Genomic DNA, 22752 nt, shown 5'->3' on the forward strand with positions numbered 1-22752 from the left:
GTTGGCATCCGGGCGCGTGGGCGCCCGGAGATCGCCGCCTGACCAAGAGACACAAGCGAGCCCGCGCGCCGGGCCGCGACTGAGGCCGGAACGGCCCGAAGGGACAGAACAAGATGACCACCAAGACCTCGCCTGCCGGATTCGTCGCCTGTGCCTTCGCCGCCTTCATGGCGCTTCTGGCCGCAGCCCCGGCACAAGCCGAAGCGAATGCGCCCGCCGCGGCCTCCGCCGCGCCGCAGGCGCAGGCCGCAACGCCACTGGTCATCGACGGGTTCCGATCTGCCAAGTTCGGGATGGACGAGGCCGCCGTCCGCGCCGCCATCATCGCCGATTTCGGTGTCAAGGATGCTGACATCAACGCAGGTGAGAACGCGGTGGAGCGCACCAAGATCCTGACCGTCTCGGTGCCCAACTTGCTGCCTGATGGCGGCACGGCGCAGGTCTCGTACGTGCTGGGCTATACCAGCAAGGCGCTGATCCAGATCGGCGCGACATGGAGCACCAAGACCGACCCGGCGATGACACCGAAGATGCTGTTCGACAATGGCGACGTGCTGCGCAGCCATTTCCGCGCCGAGGGCTACCAACCTGACTCGATCAAGCTCAACGTCGCGCTGCCGACCGGGGTGCTGATGTTCCGTGGTTCGGATTCGCAAGGTCATGCAACCCTGCTTTTGCTGCAGGGAACCTACACGGATGGCGCTGACGGCGCCAAGACGCTGACGCCGACCAGCCTTGACCTGCTTTACTCGGCCAACCCTGACGCGCCCGACATCTTCAAGCTGCAACAAGGAGCGTTCTGATGCCTCGCAAAGCCTTCAGACGACAAAAATCCCGCAAGCAGCTTGGCGCCGCGCCCGTGCCGGGCGCTTTCGCGCATTTACCGCCCCACGTTCAGGGCCTCGGCCGCCGCTCGGTCGCGGCAGGGCTAAAATTCGGCGCCAGCAGCCTTGCGCTGGGTGTGCTGACTTCGGCCCTGGCACCGGTCGTGGCCCGCGCGCAAGAGGCAGCACCCGCGCCCGCGCCCAACATCAACATCGTGGCTGACGGCCGTACCCGCACCAATGTGACCGTCGCGGGGTCGACTGCCTCCATCACCACTGCCACGGTTTCGAACCAGACCGGCTTCAACACCTTCTCCAGCTTCCAGCAGGGCGCGGGCAGCACCGTCAACCTCTACGTGCCCGATGGCGCGAGCAACCTCGTCAACATTGTGCGCGGCGGCTCGGTGATGATCGACGGCGTGCTGAATTCCTACAAGGACGGCCAGATCGGCGGCAACGTCTACTTCTCGGATTCCCAAGGCTTCATCGTCGGCCAGAACGGCGTGGTCAACGTCGGCTCGCTGACCGTCAACACGCCGACCGACAGCTTCCTTGACGGGGTCGTCGGTCCAAATGGCAGCGTCAACGACGCACAGGCCGGCCGCCTGATGAGCGGTCAGATTCCGCTGTCGGCCGATGGCTTCATCACGATTTCGGGCCAGATCAACGCCCAAGACGGCATCACCCTGCAAGGGCAGGGCGTGACGGTGAACGGCCCGCAGACCACCGGGAAGGACCTGACCCAGCGCCAGCGTTTCAACGCCACGGTGAACTCGCAAGGCATGACCGAGGGCGCGCAGATGGTCAGCCGCAACGGCGTGATCTCGATCGTCGCTGCAGGCAATGCGCATGTCGGTGGGCGGCTGCGGTCGGGCGGCGCGTCGGGCGGCGGCGGCCGGATCAGCGTGCAGTCGGGCGGCAAGACCACCATCGCCCCCACCGCGATCCTTGATGTCGACGGCACTGCCGGACCGGGTGGCGCGATCGTCGTAAAGGCGCATGATACGCTGGATGCCAAGTCGGGCGCGCTACTGACCGCGCGCGGCACCAAGGGGCCCGGCGGTTTCATCGAACTGAGCGGCGGGGTGGTGAACCTTGGCGCGCTCAACATCGATCTGGGGTCAGATACTGGCAAGGCGGGCGCGCTGCTGATCGACCCGGCCCAGATCACGGTCAACGATGGCACCACCTACGTCACTGGCGGTGCCAGCGTCTCGCTAGTCGCTGACAACACGATCACGGTAACAGGCACTGGCCGGATCGACACCACCAGCACCACCGGCGCCGCGGGCGATATCAGCCTGACCGCGCCCGAGATCACCTTGCAGGACGGCGCGGTTGTGACCGCGAATGACGGCGTCAACGCCGCAGGCACCGTGACCTTCACCGCGACCGAGGCCAATGGTGGCACGGCGCAAATCAATATTGGTGCGGCTACCGTCTCCGGCGGCGACGTCAACCTGCTTGCCAGCGCCACCGCGGCGCCGCTGACGCTGATCGCCTCGACGCCGACAGCGACAGCCTCGGTCTCGATGACCAATTCCAATATCACCGCCACCGGCAAGTTGACGGCGACCGCCACCGCCACCACCTCGGCCAGTGCCGTGCCGCTGCCGATCGGTGTCGTGGTCACCAACGTTTCGGCCACGGTCGATGTGCTGGGCACCACCCAGATCACCGCCGACAGCGCCGAACTCGCAGCCTCTGCGACCGCCTCCAACCTGATCAACACCCAGTCGCTGGTGCCGGCCAATTCCACCGCCGACGGGGCCGTCGCGGTCTCGACCGTCAATTCCACCGCAGCCACCCATGTCGGCGACAGTGCCGGGCTGACGGTCACGAATGATCTTGCGCTTTCGGCCGAGAACACCGTCACCAGCCATGCCAACGCTACGCCCAGTACCGCCACATTCGGCGCCAGCGTCGCGGTCAGCGTCGTCGATGCCACCACGACCGCCACGGTCGACGGCGCGGCCAGCATCCAGGCCGGCAGCCTCGATATCGGGGCCTCGACCGTCAACGACATCGTCGCCACAGCCGCCGCCACGGCGGGCGGGGCCTCGTCCAGCGGCCCGGCTTCGGGCAGCAAGGCGGCCGAATACCTGTCGGACCCGAAATACACCTCGGCCGAAAGCACGTCCGAAGGCAGCGTCTCGGTCGTCGGTGCGCTCGCGATCTCGGATCTGACGTCGACGACGACGGCCAGCATGTCCTCGACCACCGCCGCCACCGTCGGCGGCGACCTGCAGCTGCACACCGATAGCGGCAATGCCGCCGCGGTAACCGCCGACGGGTCTGCCGTGCAATCCAACGTGGGCGTGGGTGTGGCCGTTGGCATCAACCTTGCCAAGGTCGTCAACGCGGCCACGCTGGGCCAGGATGTCACAGCGGACGCCGTTACCGTCTCGGCCAAGTTGCCGGAGGCGCCGGCGACCGTCACCGCCGATGATTTCACCACCACCGCCACCTCGGGCGCGGGCGGCACCAGCGTCGGCGTTGCGGGCTCGCTCGCCGTCAACCTGATTGATGTCCAGAACGCGGCAAGCATTGCCAGCGGTACCACCACAATCAACGGCACCGGCGACGTGACGCTGGAAAGCGAGGGCGAAACCACGTCCGAGGCCAGTGCGACGCCCAGCACGGGCGGGGTCAGCGGTGACGTGGGCGTGGGCGCCTCTGTCGCCATCAACATCGTCGCCAACCGGACCACTGCCAGCGTCGCCGATGGCGCCGGCATCACCGGCGCGGGCGCGATCGAGTTGTCCGCCAAGGCCACCCACGAGATCACCACCGAGGCCGAGACCGGCGCGACCGGGGGCATCGCTATCACGCCGGCGCTGGCGCTGTCGCTGGTCACCAACACCACTTCGGCGCAACTCGGCACCCTGACCGGAACGCAAGAGGCAGAGTCCATCTCGATTTCTGCCGCTCAGCATGCCACCGAAACGACAAAGGCCTCGGGCGAGGCCGCGGGTGACAAGGCTGCCATTGGCGCGGCTGTCGCGGTGGCGCTTGTGGACGATACCGCTTCGGCCACCACCCTGCGCAACCTGGATGCCGCCAATGACATCACGATCGAGGCAGGCGGCGCGTCTTTGAACACGCTGACGGCCAAGGCCAGCGCGAGTGGCGGCGAGGCGGCCGATTCCTCGGGCGAGGCGAAAACGGGGCAGGATTCCAGCGTCGATGCCACGGTGACGAAGAACCTCACCGACGCGACGCAAAAACAGCAGGACGCGGGCGTCGGCGACGGCGAACAGCAAGGCGCCGCCTCGGATGCTGCGGCGAACGAGGATGGTCATTCCGCCTCGACCAGCGAAGGCAAGGTCACCGTTGCCGCAGCGGTCGGCGTGAACATCCAGAACGCCACTGTTTCGGCAGGCATTCCTGATAGCGTCGACGTTACCTCTGGCGGCAAGCTGACCGTCGGCACGGCAGCCAACACCACCGGGTCCGTTAGCGCGGATGGTTCCGCCGTGGGCGAGGCCGGCAGCGCGCCTGCCGCGGTGGGCATCGGCGCGGCTGTCGCGGTGAACGTCGTGCATGCCAAGAATGATGCGACCATCGGCACCGGCACGGTGCACGCGGCGGAAATCGATGTCTCGGCTCTGAAGCTTGACGTGGCCGTGCTGATGGCGGGCGGCACCGCCGACCCGGTCAGCGATACCTATCTTGCCAGTGCCAAGTCGGGCGCGGGCGGATCGAGCGTTGGCATCGCCGGCTCTGTCGCGATCAACCTTGTCGATACAGAAAGCGTGGCGACCATCGCTGCGGGGGGCAACGTTACCCTGACCGGCGGAACCGGCGCCGTGTCCCTCAGCACAGATGACCGGACCGACACGACCGCCAGCGCCCTGCCGGATGAAACTGGCGCCTCGGGCGGCAAGGTGGGCATCGGCGCCTCGGTCGCCATCAACATCCTCGGCAACCGCTCGACCGCCGCGGTGGGCAACGGCACCGATCTGAACGGTGCGGGCGACATTACGCTGTCGGCCACCGCGACCCACGCCATCACCACCGAGGCCGAGGCCGGCTCGGAAGGCGGCATCTCGATCACCCCGGTTCTGGCACTGTCGCTGGTAACGAACACGACCTCGGCGAAACTGGGCACCTCGTCGGTGGCACAGCAGGGCGCGACCGTCAGCCTTCAGGCCGCGCAGCACGCGACCGAGACGACAAGCGCCAAGGGCCAAGCCGCCGGCGGCACCGCCGCCATCGGCGCCGCCGTCGCGGTCGCGCTGGTGGACGATTCCGTCTCGGCCACCACCTTGCGCAATCTCGATGTGAGTGGCGATGTCACGATTCAGGCCGGTGGCGCCTCGCTCAACACACTGACGGCCGAGGCCAGCGCCAGCGGTGGCAAGGCCGCCGATTCCTCCGGCGAGGCCCAGCCGGGCCAGGATTCCAGCGTCGACCAGACGGTGACGAAGAGCCTTTCCGCGGCCACCCAGAAGCAGGCCGACTCGGGCGTCGGCGACAGCGAACAGCAAACCGCCAGCACCGACGCGGCCGGCAACGAATCCGGCCGCTCGGCCTCGACCAGCGAGGGCAAGGTGACCGTTGCGGCGGCGGTGGGCGTGAACGTGCAGAACGCGACCGTGACCGCGGGCGTGCCTGATGGGGTGGGCATCACCGCGGGCGGCACGCTGACTGTCGCCACGGCGGCCAATACCACCGGCTCGGTCAGCGCCGATGGCTCGGCAGTTGGCGAAGAGGGCGCGCAGGCGCAGGTCGGAATCGGCGCGGCCGTGGCCGTGAACGTCGTCCATGCCAAGAATGACGCCACCATCGGGACTGGCGCGGTGCAAGCGGGCAAGATCGACGTTACGGCCAGCAAGCTTGATGTGGCCGTCCTCATGGCGGGCGGCACCGCCGATCCGGTCAGCGATATCTACCTTGCCAGCGCCAAATCCGGCGCGGGCGGTTCCAGCGTGGGCATTGCCGGGTCGTTGGCACTGAACATGGTCGATACCGAGGGGCTGGCGACCATCGCGGCGGGCGGCAGCGTAGCGCTGTCCGGCGGAAGTGGCGCGGTTTCGCTGTCGGCTGACAACCGGACCGAAACAACTGCCAAGGCGCTGCCGGATGAAACCGGGGCCTCCGGCGGCAAGGTGGGTATCGGCGCGTCTGTTGCCATCAACATCCTTGGCAACCGCGCGGATGCAAGTGTCGGCAACGGAACCGATCTGGCCGGCGCGGGTGACATCACGTTGATGGCCACCGCAACCCATGCCATCACCACCGAGGCCGAGGCCGGCTCCAAGGGCGGTTATGCCATCACGCCGGTGGTGTCGCTTGCCCTTGTCAACAACACGACCTCGGCGCAGTTGGGCACGCTTCCGGCAGTCCAAGGCGCGACCGGTGCCGTTTCGATTACCGCCATCCAGCAGGCCAGCGAAACGACCAGTGCCAAGGGTCAGGCCGCGGGCGGCACGGCGGCGATCGGTGCCGCCGTTGCGATCAATCTCGTCAACGATACCGCCACGGCCACCACGCTACGCTCGCTTTCGGCAGGCGGCGACGTGACGATCCGCGCGATGGGCGCCTCGCTGGGCGACCTGACGGCCGAGGCCAGTGCCGCCGGCGCCGCCGAGGCCGATACCTCGGGCGATGCGCCCGCGGGCGAGGATGCGACGGTCAACGACAAGGTCGACAAGCAGCTGACCGACGCCACGCAGAAGCAGACCGACGGCAATGTCGGCACCTCCGAACAGAAGACCGCGACGTCCGACGCGGCCTCGCAAAACCATTCCGCCGAAACCTCGCAGGGCAAGATCAGCGTCGCCGCGGCGGTGGGCGTGAACATCCAGAACGCGACCGTCACCGCGGGCGTGCCCGACGGGGTCGACATCACGTCGCCCACCGGCGTGCTGACCATCGCCACCGCGTCCAACACCGATGGCAAGATCACCACCAAGGCCGACGCCGTCGGCACCGAGGGCAGCCAGACCCAGATCGGCATCGGCGCCGCTGTCTCGGTCAACGTGGTTCATGCCAAGAACGATGCGACGCTCGGCACCGCCACCCATGACGTGCAGGCCCTGACGATCGACGCCAGCAAGCTCGATGTCGCGGCCTATGTCGCCGACGATACCAGCACCGCAACACGGAAGGATTCCTTCCTTGCCAGCGCCACCTCGGGCGGCGGCGGCACCAAGGTGGGCGTGGCCGGTGCGTTGGGCCTGAACCTTGTCGATACCGAAAGCATGGCGACCATCGCCGACGATGCAGAGGTGACGCTGCACAGTGGCAACGTCTCGATCACCTCGGCGGCGCAAACCTCGGAAGTGGCCAAGGCCCTTCCGGTGGAAGGTACGACCGGCGGGCAGGTGGGTATCGGTGCGTCCGTTGCGATCAACATCGTCGGCAACCGCTCGGTTGCACGGATTGGCGAAAACGTCGTGCTTGACGATGCCGACGAGATCACGCTGAAGGCCACGGCCGACCACGAGATCGAGACCGAGGCCGAGGCGGGTGCCGCGGGCGGTGTCAGCATCGTGCCGGTGCTGGCGCTGACGCTGGCCACCAACACCACCGCAGCCACGATCGGGGCCAGCGCCGATACGCTGAACCTCAACGGCGCGCTTGAAGTCGAGGCCGAACAGGGCGTGACCGAAACCACCAACGCCTCGGCCGATGCGACCGGCGGCAAGACGGCGTCGGTCGGCGCGGCACTGTCGCTGGCGCTGATCACCGATACCGTGTCGGTGACGACTGACAGGTCGATCCATGCGCTGGGCGACGTGTCCTTCAAGGCCAGCGGCACCTCGACGGGCAGTCTTACGGTCAAGGCAAGTGCCGAGGGTGCCAAGGGCGCGGATAGTTCCGACAAGGCTACCGATGGCGGTGGCGACAGCGTTGACAGCAAGGTCGACAACCAGCTGGCCTTCGGCAAGTCGACCCAGACCTCCAGCGGGGTGGGCGACAGCGAACAGCAGGCCGGAACCGAGGCGACCTCGGGTCAGGACCACTCGGCCAAGTCGAGCGAGGGCAAGGTATCCGTCGCAGCGGCGGTGGGCGTGAATGTCACCTCCAACACCGTCACCGCGATCCTGCCCGACGGCAAGAACATCAGCGCGGGTGGCCGGCTGACCGTCGCCGCCGTCAATGGCACCGATGGCACGGTCACGGCCGATGCAAGTGCCACCGAATCGCAGATCTCGATCGGTGCGGCGGCTGCCGTGAACGCTGTGACAGAGGTGAATACGGCCAGCCTTGGTGCCGCGACCTACACCGCCGAGGGCGTCACCGTAACGGCGCTGAAGGGCACACCGCCCGATGCGCCGCATGTCGATACCTTCAGCACGGCCGCGACCTCGGGCGCGGGTGGCAGCAAGGTGGGCATCGCCGGGGCACTGGCGCTGAACCTGATCCACGCCAGCTCCACCGCCACGATCTCGGGCAGCGCCACTGTCGATGCCGGGGGCGATACCGTGGTCATCGGCGCCGACCAGCGGATGACCGCTTCGGCCAGCGCGACGCCCAAGGACGACAGCGACGTGACCGGCGGCAAGGTGGCCATTGGCGCTTCGGTCGCGCTGAACCTCATCACTACCACCGCCAATGCCGAGGTGATGGACGGCGCAGGCCTTTCGAACGGCGCCGGGATCAGTGTGTCCGCCGTTTCGGACATCTCGACCGAAACCGAGGCCAAGGCAGGTTCCGAAGGCGGCATCGCGATCGACGCGGTCGTCGCGCTTGCGCTGCTCGACGAAACGACGACGGCGCGGATCGGTACTGGTGCTGCCACCACCACGGCAGGCAATGTCTCGATCACCGCCACCAATACCGGCGAGAACAAGGCCACCGGTACCGGCGAGGCCAAGGCCGGCAAAGTCGGCGTTGGCGCTGCAGTTGCCGTTATCTCGGGCAATGGTGCCCAGGATACCGACCTCAAGAACACCTCCGTGACATCCGCCACGCTGGCCCGTGACCTGACCGCGGATGCGCTGACGATTTCGGCCACTTCCGCGCGCAGCTACGAGGCCTATGCCACTGCCAGTGCGGGCGGCGGCAAGGACAAGGAGCCCTCTGAAACCTCCAACGCCTCCAGCACCCAGACGCTGGGCGAGACCGAGAACTACCAGAAGGGCACCGACGGCTCGAGCCAGGAAACCGGCAATGGCGGCAGCAAGGTAACGGTGGCCGCCGCCGTTGGCGTGGCCGTGGCACAGGATATGGTCACGGCCAGCCTTGGCGACGTGACGGTCAACCTGACCGGCGATCTGAACGTGAATGCCGGCAATGACACCAACCTTGCCAGTAAAGGCGATGGCAGGGCCTCTGGCGCCAATATCGGCGTGGCCGTTGGCGTTGGCCTGTCGATCTCGAACAACGTGGCAAGCGCCAGCATCGCCGATGGGGCGACCGTGGCCAGCGCCGGCGCGATCAACGTTACTGCCGATACCAGCCAGAACATGGGGCAGGAGCCGGGCAAGACCGATTTCCGCAACGGTTTGGGCGCGGTGGCCTTCGCCGGGGCATCGTCCAAGAAGGTCAGCGTCGCGGGCGCGCTTGCGGTGGATGTGTCGAATACCACGACCAGCGCGACGATCGGCGACAACGTCAACATCGGCAACGTCAGCCGCGTGGGCGATGTCACGGTCAGCGCCGACAATACCAGCCGGATGTCGGCCAAGGCGACCAGCGTCTCGACCACGTCGGGCAATGTGGGTATCGGCGCCTCTGTCGCCGTCATCGTGTCCGACAACAATTACACTGCCAATGTCGGCGCCGGCACCAACATCACCTCGGACGCCCTGTCGGTCACCGCGACGAACGAGAAGATCCCGCCGGGGGTGACCTTCAACTTCACCGACCTGAAGAACTTCCAGGAAAACATCGTCAACCAGCCGCTCTTCGGCGCTGGCAACTACTATACCGAGGCAATCGGCGGCGCGGCGGCCGCTTCGGGCACGGTGGCCGTCGAAGGCTCGTTCGCGGTCATGGTGTTCAACGATTCCGCTTCGGCCGCAGTCGGCAAAAGCCTTGCCAGCACGCCCGTCATTGCCACCACCACGGTCAATACCGCGGGCGGCGACGTCACCGTCGCGGCCAAAAACGAGTTTGATGCCAAGGCGTTGTCGGGCGCCGTCTCGCTCAGCGGCAAGGTTGGTGTCGGTGTCTCCAGCTCTGTCATCGTCAGCCACGGCCACACGACGGCGGAACTTGCGGACAGCACGCATCTTGTTAGCGCGGGCGCCGTCGGCGTGACAGCCGATGCCAGCCAGAGCTTCGATGTGGTCGGCATCAGCGCCTCGGGCGGCGGCAACGTCGGCGTGGCAGGCGTGGCCACCGTGCTGGTCTCGGGCAACACGGTGCAGGCGCTGATGGGCCAAGGCGTGCAGGTTGGGGCCGCGGGCGATGTCAGCCTTGACGCCACGAACGATTTCGACGCGCTCAGCGTCGCGGGCGGGCTGGGTGTGGGCGGCAGCGCGGGCGTTGGCGCCGCGGCCTCGGTCCTGACGGTCGAAAACGTCACCCGCGCCGCGATGGCGGATGGCACCTCTGCCGGGACGGGCGTGACCGTCAGCGAGGGCGGCGCGCTCGACATCGGGGCGCATGCGACAGAAACGGCAAAGACATTCGCCGTTGCAGGCGGTGCCGCGGGCACGGCCGGTGTCGGCGCGGGCGCGGGCGTCTATGTCATCGACACCACCACAGAGGCGTTGATGGGCAACTATGCCCGGATCGGGCAGGGCTCGTCGGTAGGCGACATCACTATCGCCGCCACCGATGACAGCACCCTCGATACCTTCCCCGGCGCCGCAGGCGTCGGCGGGTCGGTCGGTGCGGGTGCGGGTGTCGGCGTGGGCGTGCTGACCAAAACTGTCAGCGCCTCCATCGGTGATGATGCGTTCGTGACTGCCAACAATGTCGAGGTGAACGCCCGCAGCGGCGAGGCCATCAATGTCATCGCCATCAGCGCGGGCGTCGGCGGCAGTGCGGGCCTTGCTGGGGCCGTTGCGGTTTACACGGTCACCGATACGACGACCGCCAGCATTGGTCATAACGCGTCCGTCTTGGCCACCGACGACGTGGCGGTCCTGGCCAACGACTTTGCCACGCTGGATGCGCTGGCCGGCAGCCTCGGCGCCGGCGGCAGCGCAGGCGTTGGCGCCTCGGCGGGCATCGTGATCATCGATAATACAACTCATGCCAGCATCGCCGATGGCGCCGCGGTCACGGCATTGGGCTTTGGCTCCGGCACGTCCTATGTGTCTGACTTCACGGTGTCTTTTGGTTCTATCGCCGACAACTTCCAAGGTGCCGACCTGCCCGACTGGGACAGCTCCACCGGAATTTCGGCCGGCAATGCCAGCGCCACCAGTGACGTGGGCCTGACGGCGGCGGCGGCCCGCGACACCGGGCTTGCCCTGCTGACCAAGAGCCGCAGTTCGGCGGCGCAGACCCAGACCGGACATGGTGTGATCGTCAATGCCGCTGGCAAGACCTCGGTCCGTTCGCTGGAGATCGGCTTTGGCGGCGGCGGTTCGGTGGGTGTCGCGCTGTCGGCCAACGTGCCGATCCTGAGCTCCGATACCCGCGCCACGATCGGAGCCGCGCTGATCAACAAGATGACCGGAACGCCGGCGACTGCGCAGGGCGTCACGGTGGCCGCGGCCAACGATACCTATGACATGGGTATTGCCGGTGCGGCGGCCGTCGGCGGCGCAGCCGGCGCGGGCGCAGGCGTCAGCGTGGCGGTGGTCAACACCACCACGATGGCCACGGTCGATAGCGGTGCGAACATGGCTGCGAAGGGCAACGTCAACGTCACGGCCCGCGCGCAATCCGATTTCGTGACCTTCGACGCTGCCTTGGGCGGCGGTGGCACGGTGGGGCTTGCCGGCGGCGTTGGCGTGATCTCGATGACAGATACCACCACCGCAGAACTGGCCGGCACGACCGTCGCCGGTGGCAACGTCCAGGTTCTGGCCGACGATCAGACCCGCATCGCCTCGATGGACGGTGCCGTGGCCATCGGCTTCGGCGCGGCGGGCATCGGTGGCGCGGTCAGCGTCGTATCGCTGACCAAGACGACGACAGCCGACATCGCCGCAAGCGCCAACGTGACGGCGCTGGGTACCGGCAGCGGCAACACCTTCAACGCCTATGACGGCAGCTCGATGACCTCGGCATCGGCGGTCCGCGGCATCAACGTCGCGGCGACCTCGGGCGAAAGCACGCTGACCCTCGCCGCCTCGGCGGCAGGTGGCCTTTATGCCGGTATCAGCGGCGTGGTGACTGTGCAGTTGCAGAACATTACCACGCTGGCCTCGATCGGCGACAACGCGCAGATCAACCAGGACGCCTCGCAATCGGGCGCAAATGGCGGGCAGGACGTGGTGGTCACCGCACGTGACACCAACATCACCAGCGTCTATGCCGGCGGCCTTGCCGTGGGCTTTGCCGGGATCGCGGGCACCGTCGACGTGGGCGTGATCAAGACCACAACCGGCGCCTCGATTGGCGACGGTGCGACGTTGGACGCCAAAAACGATGTCCTTGTCAGTGGCCTGTCGAACAAGGCGGGCAATTCGGTCATCGTCTCGGGTGCGGGCGGTGTCGTGGGCGTTGCTGCCGCGGTGGCGATTTACGACTACGGCAATGGCATCACCCCGGGCGGCACGGCCGACGACAAGCTGGGCGATGCCAGCGACGGACAGAACAACATGTCCGACGTCACCAAACAGGCCAGTGACCAGACCAAGGACAGCGACGGCAACGGCGTCAGTTCGCTATTCACCGGGCCGGACACAGATCCACGCATCGCCTCGGCCAGTTCGCAGGCGCAAACGGCCCGCCAGGGCGTGTCGCTTGATCCTGCAAATGTCGGCCTTGGCGTACCCGCGGGCACCTCGGCCAACATGGGTAGCGCACATATTTCGGCGGGGGGCACACTGGCCCTGCGCAGCCGCGACGATCTGAACACCGATTTCACCGCCGGTGCGGTGGGCGTCGGCATCGCCGGCATTGGCGCCGGTATCGTTGTGCAAAGCGTCGACACGACGAACACGGCGCAGATGTCGGGCGCGGCACAGGTGAATGCCGCCTCGCTTGATATGCTGGCGATGACATCGCACACGCTGAAAACGACGACAGGCGTCGGTGCCGCGGGCGGGTTCGGACTGGCCGCCGCGGTCTCGGTGGTTTCGGACGATTCCGATACCTATGCCTATATCAACGGCGCGACGATCACCCTGACCGGCGGTACGGCTGCCGTGAACGCGGATTCGACCCGCTCGCTGACCACCAAGGCGTACGGTGTGTCTGTCGGTATCATCGGGGCGGCCGGTGTCTCGTGGGCCGAGGGCGATATCGGTGGCAACACCAAGGCCGCGATGGGGGCCGACGCGACCGGTCATGACCCTGCCTTGGGGATGAGCATCGGCGACAGCAGCCATCGCGCGGCGAGCGTTTCGCTGGGCGCAAGCGGGACCGCCAGCACGACATCCGACACGATCGCCGCAGGCGGCGGCATCGGCGTTGCGCTGCAGGGTGCCGTCGCGATGGCGTCGATCGACGGGGCCGTGAGCACGGCCATGCACGCGGCCCATATCTACACAACAGGCGCGATCACCAGCGCGGCCCAGATCAGCAACACGACTGGCACCACGTCCGGCGGCGCGGCGCTGGCTGGTGGGCTGGCGGCCGGCGTCTCGGTCTCGCATTCGTCCGGCTTCACCGACGTCTCCACCACCGTCGATGGCGGTTCGATCCTCGATGGCGGTTCCATCTGGATCAGCGCGAAGGTGTTGAACAACAACAATTCCGCCGTCGCGGAGGCCGTTGCGGGCGCCCTTGTGGGCGTTGCGGGCAGCGACGCGGCCAGCAACAGCGGCGTCACCGCGATCACCACCGTTTCGGACAGCGGCATCAACGCCACGGGTGCAGTCAACATCAACTCCGAAGTCTCGACATCACAGGACTCCGACGCGAGCGGCTTTGTCGGCGGGGTCGTTGCCGTGGGCAGCAACAACGCCTCCTCGGCCTCCGGTTCGACCACGCGCGCGGCCATGATCGACATGTCCGGCGTCAAGGCGGGCTCGCTCAACATCACGGCGACGGGGACGGACAGCAACACCTCCAGCTCCACGGCCGGCTCGGGCGGCGTGGTGGCCGGGGCGGCCTCCAAGGCCGTCACCTCGAATACCAGCACGACAGAGGCTTATGCCGACACGACGAGTCCTTCGGCCAAGTACCTGATCGATGTTGGCAATGGCCTGATGGACGTCAACGCCACCTACACCGCAGTATTCGGCGGAACCGTCGACAGCACCCAGGCCTCGCTGGTCGGCGCCAGCGGTGCCCAGCTGGTGCATGGCGTCGGCGCGACGGTTTCGGCCTACCTCGGCGACGACGCCTATGTGCGGGCGGCCAGCCTTTCGGTCGTGGCCCATAATCTGGTTCACAACTTCTTCGTCGGGGAAACTCCGTTCGACCTGTTCCCCGGTGGGACGGCGGCCTCGGCTTTCGACGTCAACAACGCAGGCTGGAACGTCGATTCCGGTTCGGGCGGCCTTGTGAACCTGCCTGCTGGTAGTTCGACCGCGACGATAACCCAGTCGACCCAGGCCAACATCGGCGCAAATGCCGATATCCGGCTGATGCTGCCCACGTCCGGCACCTCGGCGCTGACGCTTGAAGCCTACAACGAGACGATTGCTCACCAGAAAGCCAAGCTCGATTCCGGCGGTCTTGTCGCGACGGCTGCGGCCTCGGTCGCGATGAACGCGATCCAGAATGCGACCGTCAACATCGGCGATAATGGCAATATCGTCGTCGATCTTGGCGACATTTACATCGCGGCCTGGGGCAATGCCGACATGGACGGGCGCGCCGCGGCGACAACCTATGGTGTTGCCGGTGCGCCCTCGGGCAATGCTGACGCGGTGATGACCGCGAACAATGCGGTAGCGATCGGCCAGAACGTGCGGATCGAAGCGACCAACGGCCTTGACCCGATGGATGGGATCACGCCACCGACCAACGGCACGATCAACATCTTTGCAGGCGACGGACCGGACGGCACGGCGGCCGTGTATCGGCTGGCCACCACGCTGGATCTTTTCAACAATGCCGCGATTCCGATCAGCGGCACCCCCGACCCGAAGTCGATCCTCGTCGACAACGCGCATGTCACGCAGGGCACGACCACGCCCGGCGGTCCGCCACTTATCGGGATCGTTGCGGCCGGCGACATCACGATTGCGGCCGATCGTGGCACCACGACGCTGTCGGCGCTGGGTACCGGTAAGGACATCTATCGCGAGGCGGCGGCGAAACTTGCCAGTGCGGTAAGCAATGCCTTCGGCGGCGATGACGTGTCCTTCGACTACCACGGTGGGACCGTCAGCAGCACCGGCTCGACCTTCCTGACCCTTAACGGGCTGGTCGCGACGGGTCTGCAACGGTTCAAGTCGCTGACCATCGACTATGTCGGCGGATGTGATCCGCACCTGACCACCTGCTACAGCCTGACCGGTAACATCGATTACCAGCAGCCAACCACGGTCAGCCCCGACAACTCGATCATCCTGCAGCGACTGGCGCAGCTGGAAATCCTGATGGAGCAGGCAAAGGGCGATACCGTGGCGCTGGGCGCCTATCGCAACGAGATCACCTTCTTGCACCACAAGCTGGTGGCGATGGGTCTGGGCGATTTCAATGGCCCCAACGGCGCGTTCGAACTGACACCCTACCTGACCGGCAGCTCGGAATACGATCTGTTGCAACAGCAGATCAACACGCAGCAGGGCATCCTGACGAACGTCACAAACGTGTTCCAGCTTGAGGCCAATGTCGTCAACGCCGATATTCCGTCGGTCATCACGGACATCATCGATAACGGCACGTCGCAGGACTACGTCGCCTACGGCAATTCGGTCAAATCGACGATCACGACGCTGCACAACTTCACGTCGATCTACTCTCAGCCTCCGACCATCGACGACGGCCACGGGCACCAGATTCCGAACCCGGCCTACAATGCGTCCTTCATCAACACCTACAATGGCATCGGCGGCAAGCTGAACACCGCGAACACGTATCGCACCGCCATCAACTCGCTCAAGAACACCAACGCGTCGCTGCAGACCCAGGTCAACGCACAGATCGCCATCATCAACGACGCGGCGTCTTCGACCAGCGACGTCAATAACGCCAAGGCCCAGATGGTGAGCCTGCTGGACGACATCGCGACGAACAATGCGTCGATCCAGACTAATGCCGACAGCCTGACGACCCTGATGAACGGGCTCAACAGCGACCTGACTTATCTGGTCAACACCGCCAAAACCTCGGCAGACAACAGCACCGTCAATAATCTGAATTACGCGCCCACATCGACCAGCGACAGCGGCGGTGCGCTGTGGGCCATGGGCAACGCAAAAACTGCAGTCAGCACGCTGTCAACCGGGTTTAGCACTTACAAGAGCAGCGTCAGCGATACCATCGGCGTGCTGAAGGGCATTTCGCCGACGCCGGTCAACGCCTATTCGATCGACAGTTTTGCCAGCACCACGGCGAACATTTTGGGGATCATCAAGGATGCCCAGGATGCGCAGGCCACCGCTTCGACGACGCCCGCCTCGGCGCCGACGACGGTGCTGATCACGCTTGATGACATCGCGGCGCGGCTTGGCAACATCACCCTTCGTGGTGGCGTGGTCACAGGCGGGGGCACCGGCATTCTGTCGGCGCCCGGCGATGCCAAGATCCAGGTGGACAACAATACCGCCGCCTCGGTGAAGCTGAACAACATGATCATGCCATCCTATGACGCGGGCCATGTCCGCGTGAACGGCGTGATGGTGAATGCCAGTGCCGACATCGACCCACTGAACGCGGGCAACGTCACGGCGAACTTCGCCAATGTTGTCACCGGTCTGGTCAGCGGTCAGCCGCAGGTCATCATCAACAGCAACTACAACCCGGCCAGCCAGGTCTTCTACAATCCGCTCAGCACCGATCCTTCGGTCAGCACGCTGATGCCGTCGCCCGATATCGTGGTCAACGGCAACATCAAGAACCCCGACGGGCGTGTGGCGATCACCAGTCAGGCGGGCGACATCTTCGTCTATGGCACGATCGAGGCCGCATCGCTGGATATCCTCGCCAAGAATGGCGACTTCGTGTCGAGCTACGTCAACGGCTTCGACCATGTCGGCGGCGACCCGGCCGGGTTCAACAACGCGGTCAACCCGGCCGAGGCTGGCACCGGCATCATCGTCAACGGTGCAGTGTCGATCAGTGCGCGCTATCTCAACATCAACTCGACGATCCAGAGCGGCATTGCCCAGTGGGATGTCAACATCGCCAACGGCTTCAAGCTGACGGCAACCGATGTTGGCACGATCGGCGTGAACTCCAGCGACGTGCAGGCTGCGCTTGATACCTACATAGCCAACCTCACCTCGTCGGCCTCGCCGTCGACGGTGTCGACGACCGCCTATGTCAATGGCAGCCTCTCGGGAGCGAGCACGCAATCGATCAAGCTCGACCTCAACCCGACCGGGCTGAACCAGACGGAATTGGCGAACGCGATCAAGGAGTATAACGACGCGATCGTCGCGTGGTCGGCCGGGGGCCAGAACGGACCTGCGCCCGATCCGCTTTATACGATCTCCGACAGCGGCGGTCAGGGCCAGCTGATCAACATCCAAAACTACCAGTCAGGCACGGCGTTCTCGCCGCGGCTGGAGTTCACCATTGCCCAGGCCGAGGCCTATGCCAACGCGGGCCATGCCAACAAGACCTACGCGGTCATCACGTCGGGCAGCAATATCGGCGTCGGCTACGATGTGGACCATGCCCAGTTGGTTGTCGATGGCACCGAGGTGCATGGCGGCTATATCCAGATTTATGGCCAGTTGATGAACACCGCCTCGGCGGGTGGGCAACTTAACGTGCTGGACGGCTTCGGCACGATCAACGTCACCAACACCACCAACATCCCGTTGGTGCTGCAGACGCTGAATGCCGGCCCCGATACCACCGGCACGGTGGGCCGTGGCACCGAAGGCAAGATCGACATCACCGACATCACCCACGTCGTCTCGCCCTACACCGTCACCAGCGATGGCAGCGTGGTGCCCAACGGGCCGTCGCAGGTGTCCTTCACCCACGCGGTCTATACGCGCAACTACGACGTGACGACCGGCAGCGCTTCGATTGTGCGGACCTTGCAAGACGGCATGATCGACCCGGTCACAGGCGAGCTGGATTATGGCAGCAACCCGCTGATGACGACGGTTCTGACCGGCAGTGATGCCGGCGGCGCGGACGCCCGCAGTACCTCTTTCGATCTGCCGGACAATCAGCGCTACATCTGGACGACAAGTTCGCAGAACACCGCGACGGTGGCTGTATCCACAACCAGTGGTCAGCTGTTCGGGTCTTCCTCGCTTGAGATCACCAACTACTCGACGCTGACGGCGACCGGGCAGGTGACCAAGACGACGACGCGCCTGGCCGACGGCACCTACCTCAGCCAGGACAACACGCCGACGGGCACGACGGCGTTCTTCAACGACAGTTTCGGTAACCCGGCACTCGCCAAGACCGACACCAACTACTACAGCTACGTCGCCAACTCGACGCTCGATCAGGGCTCGCCGACGGCCGACTCCGTCGTCACTGGCGACTTCTCGTTCCAGACTGGGATCAACTCGCACTTCGACGGGTCGTCAGGGCGCGATTGTAACTGGTGGACGCTCTGCATCTACTCGACCGTCACGTCCTACTACACGATCACGCAGGACTACACGACGATCAAGTCGCACTCGATCCGGGCCGATTTCCCGATTGGAATCAACTTCATCGGCAGTGACAATGCGGCGGTGAACGTTACCTCGAACTCGAACGTCACACTGCGCGATGATGTCACGGCTGCGGCCGGTTCGGTCACAATCGCTGCCAATGGCGGGACCAGTTCGATCTTTGCGGCCAACCCGCAAGCGACGATCACCGGTGATCGGATCAAGCTGACGGCGGCCGGCTCTGTCGGTACCTCGGGCCAGGCGATTCCGGTGCAGATGAACCGCGCCGCGCCGACCGACCCGTTGGTGCCCGCCACGGGGGCCCTCGTGGCAACTGCGGCGGCAGGCAACGTCAACCTCACAGCCCAAGGCTCGGTCCTGATCGAGAAGGTCACCGCCGCGGGCTCGCCCCTGACGGGTGGCGGGCTGCCGACCGGCATCGGCCAGGTCAACATCAACGTCGGGGGCAATATCCGCGCCGCCGCCACGTCAGACTTCATCGATGGCGGGTCGGTTGCCTATATCCAGGCGCCGCGTGTCAGCCTGACCTCGCTCAACGGCGAGATCGGCTCGATCGCCACGCCGCTGATGGTCAATACCGGGTATTCGCTGGACGGCCGCAACTTCGGCGATCCGGTGCTGAATCCCGGCATGAACATGAACCCCTATTACGGGCTGAGTGCGCTGGCCGCGGGCGATATCGGCATCACATCGGGTGTCTGGTCGAGCAATACCCATGGCAACATGCTACTTGATCAGGTCGTCTCGATCGGTGGCGACGTGGCGCTCAGTGCGGCGGGCCAGATCCTCGACAACAACCCGGCCGAAGCGATCGACTCGCGGACCTGGGATCAGCTTGTGGGCTTCTGGGATTCGCTTGGCCTCGTGCGTGGGTCCCCAGAGAACAACGACAAGATCAACCTTGCCATCACCGCTTACCAGAACGGGCGGACCGCGGACTACAATACCTATTGGCAGATCCGCATGTTGCAGTCTGATCCAACGGTCTATGATCCGAACTTCAGCGTCGTGATTGATCCGACGTCATCACGCTACAAGGCGCTGGTGGATCAAGGGGTTGATCCGGCCGCCTTCGCGCAGGCACAAACCGACCGCTACCATGCCCTTAATGCCGAGGTCGGCGACCTGACCACGACCTACGACAAGTCGTTCCAGTATGTCGCCGGTTCGGACGAGATCGACCAGCTGTCGCATGGCGGCGACTGGAGCGAACGGCAACTTGCCCTGTCGCTTTCGCCCGGTGCGCTGAAGACGATCACGGGTACCAATCCTGTCATCAAGGCGCCCAACGTCTCGGGCCGGACCGTGTCGCTAACGGCAGGTATCGGCATCGGTGAGACCGTGAATGGCACCACTTCCAGCCCCGGCGTCGATATTGCTGCCGACATCGATCCCAGCACGCTGTCGCCCGCGCAGAAGATCGCGCTGGTCACAGCCGAGCGGCCGGACCTCGAACTGGTGGTCAGCGCCATCACGCTGCCGTCCGATCCGACGCCGCAACAGCAGGCGGAATACGATGCGGCCAGCACCTTGGGCATCCTCTCGACGCCCACGATCGTGCGGCTCGGGCTGGACGAAGCCGACATGACGCCGGCAGAACTCGCGGCCTTCAACGCCGCCGCTGACGGGCTCGTCGATGCCTCGAACCTGACCATCCGCGTGCTGTCCAAGCGACCGCTGAACTTCGATGCCACCACACGGCTCGACGTCAGCGTCACCGACGCGCCCGGGACCAGCGGTACCGGCACGCCCGATACCGGCATCGCCTATCTTGCCTCCCGCGGGTCGGCGCTTCTGGGCAATGTCAGTGTGCCTGGCAATACCCGGATCAAGGTGCAGGGTTCGATCGCCAATGCCGGCACCACTGGCATCGTCGCAACTGGCGACCTGATCCTCGAATCGGCACAGGGCGGTATCGGCACCGGAATCGTCCCGGGCAGCAACCCGCTGAGCCCGACCTACTTCTCGCCGATGCGGCTGGCCCTGTTGCCGGATGCCACGATCACTGCGCGTGCACAGGGCAGCATTGATCTCGACATGGCTGGAACGGCGCTGGTCGACACGATCTACTCGCCCAAGGACGTGACGTTGCTTGCCGCGGATTCGATCTTGAATGCCAATGACGACCTTCTGATCAACATCCTCGGCACCGACGTGACGCTGACCGCCCAGAACGGCGACATCAAGGGAACGGGGCCGGTTGGCACCGCCCTCAATGTCGGGGTGAACTTCCAGGGCGGCATCACCGCCTCGGCGCCACATGGGGAGATCGCGCTTTACGGCCCGTATGGCCATGCCTTCGTGATCCAGTCGGCGCTGGCACCCAACGCGATCTCGTTGCAGGCTGCGGACGAAATGGTGCTCAACGGCCAGGTTTCTACGGCCGGACCGGTTCAACTGATCTCTGGCGGCCTTTTGGCGATGACCGGCATTGCGCAGGTCAACGCGTCGGTCAGCGATGACATCACCGTCATTGCCGGCTCGATGCAAATGTTCGACGGCGCGACAATGGTGGCGACAGGTGGCAGCATTGGCATCACCACCACGACCGGCGACGCGCTGGTCACCGGCATCACCAGCGGTGCGAACGTCACCATCGGCGCCGCGGGCCACGTGCTGGCCGGGCACGATTCGGCACGCACCGACATCACCGCGCTGGGCACCGGCGCGCTGGTCAAGATCACCGCCGGCGAAGGCATTGGCGATCAGACGCGGACCAATTTCCCGCAAGCGGCATGGCCCTTCGATGGCGTCGTCGCCGAGGGTGAAGATCCGATCATCCTGACCACCGACACCCCCAACCCGCTGATCATCAAGACCCACAAGATCGACCTGACGGCGGCTACCGGCGACATCGACGTGACGACCCCGCTCGACGTCACCGATGCCGCACTAGAGGCGACCACGGGCAATATCGACATCACCGGCGGCGGCAGCTTCCACACCCAGACGATGACCTCTGGCGGCAATGCCAGCATCGTCACGCCCGGTGATCTCGTGGCCGATCTGGTCCATGCAGGAACTGGCGGGCCGGGCACGGTGCATCTGGAAACCACCGGTGGCGCGCTGACCGTCGGCACCTCGACCAGCACCGGCACGCAGACCCTGCTGGCGCTGAACGACGTGGGCTTTACCCAGATCACCACGACCGGCGCCCTGCCGGGCGATCCAGGCGATGTCGTCATCACCTCGACTGATGGCGCCATCACCGGCGGCTCGATCGATGCGGCGGGCTCGGTCCACCTCAATGGCAACGGTATCCAGTTCGACAACATCGTCGCCGGGATCGACGCCATCTTCGACTCGAGCAAGGACATCATCGGAACCCTGCTGCAGGCGGGCAACAACGTCGATCTGACGGCGGGGTCCGATACCTATGCCGGCGACATTCGCATCGGCACGGTGATCGGCAAGACGATGACCTTCGACGCCACGGGCGATCTGACACTGCCCGACGTGCGGGTCGCAACTTCGATCGTGTTGCGCGGCGGCAATGTGACCGCGGGCATCACGCAGGTGCCCTCGGGCCCCGATCCGCTGCTGATGACGCTGACCGGCGGACGCGGTTCGGTGGGCACGATGGCCAACGTGACGGTGGACGCCCCGGCTGGCCTCAGCATTGATGAGTTGAAGTTCATCGATACCGTGCTGGGCACCACGGCGCGGTCGGTCTCGATCGCCGACGCTTACGTGCCCGGATCGCTGTTGCTGACAACGCCGCTGCAGGTGCTGCTCTTTGACGATCGGACGCCCGCGCCGCATTACAACGCCGACGTGCAGTTCCACGAGCCGACGTTCAAGTTCTACCTGAACCTGCAGGACTACTACAGCATCTCGAATGCCTACGTGGTGCAATACGTTGTCTCGCCGCAATCTGCCAACCAGTTGCCGGTGCCGGTCTTCGACGGTGCAGGCCTTGTGCGCGATACCATCCGGGTGATGCGTAACGGCGAGGATTGGGGCACCGGGCCGGGCTCGCTGTTCTGGCTTATGGATCAGGTCCTGCCGCCGGGCACTGTCGTCTATGTGGACGGACAGCAACTGATCATCGACGGAGTGCCCTACGACATCGGGGTGGTCGGTGGACAGGGGCCGGCCGTGCAGCTAGGAAGCGCGCAGTAAAGCGCGAAGAAAAAGGAGCAGGG

The 22752-nt window shown here is 65.5% G+C and carries 2 protein-coding genes; both read left to right on the plus strand.

Annotated elements, in window-relative coordinates; all coding sequences use genetic code 11:
• Positions 1-113 precede the first annotated feature (113 nt).
• A complete protein-coding gene (locus GC146_RS01985; protein WP_291833625.1) occupies positions 114-803 on the plus strand; it encodes a hypothetical protein in 690 nt (229 codons plus the stop codon).
• Positions 803-22729: a leukotoxin LktA family filamentous adhesin gene (locus GC146_RS01990; RefSeq protein ID WP_291833629.1), complete on the plus strand. Its 21927-nt coding sequence runs from the start codon at positions 803-805 to the stop codon at positions 22727-22729. Before GC146_RS01985 ends, GC146_RS01990 begins: the two co-directional genes overlap by 1 nt.
• Positions 22730-22752: the final 23 nt, after the last annotated feature.

Origin of the sequence: Limimaricola sp. (assembly GCF_016125575.1) — a bacterium.
Taxonomy (GTDB): Bacteria; Pseudomonadota; Alphaproteobacteria; order Rhodobacterales; family Rhodobacteraceae; genus WGLM01.

Bases quoted from the DNA above. Each gene is read 5' to 3' on its own strand.
- GC146_RS01985 (WP_291833625.1), top strand. From the start codon at position 114: ATGACCACCAAGACCTCGCCTGCCGGATTCGTCGCCTGTGCCTTCGCC.
- GC146_RS01990 (WP_291833629.1), top strand. From the start codon at position 803: ATGCCTCGCAAAGCCTTCAGACGACAAAAATCCCGCAAGCAGCTTGGC.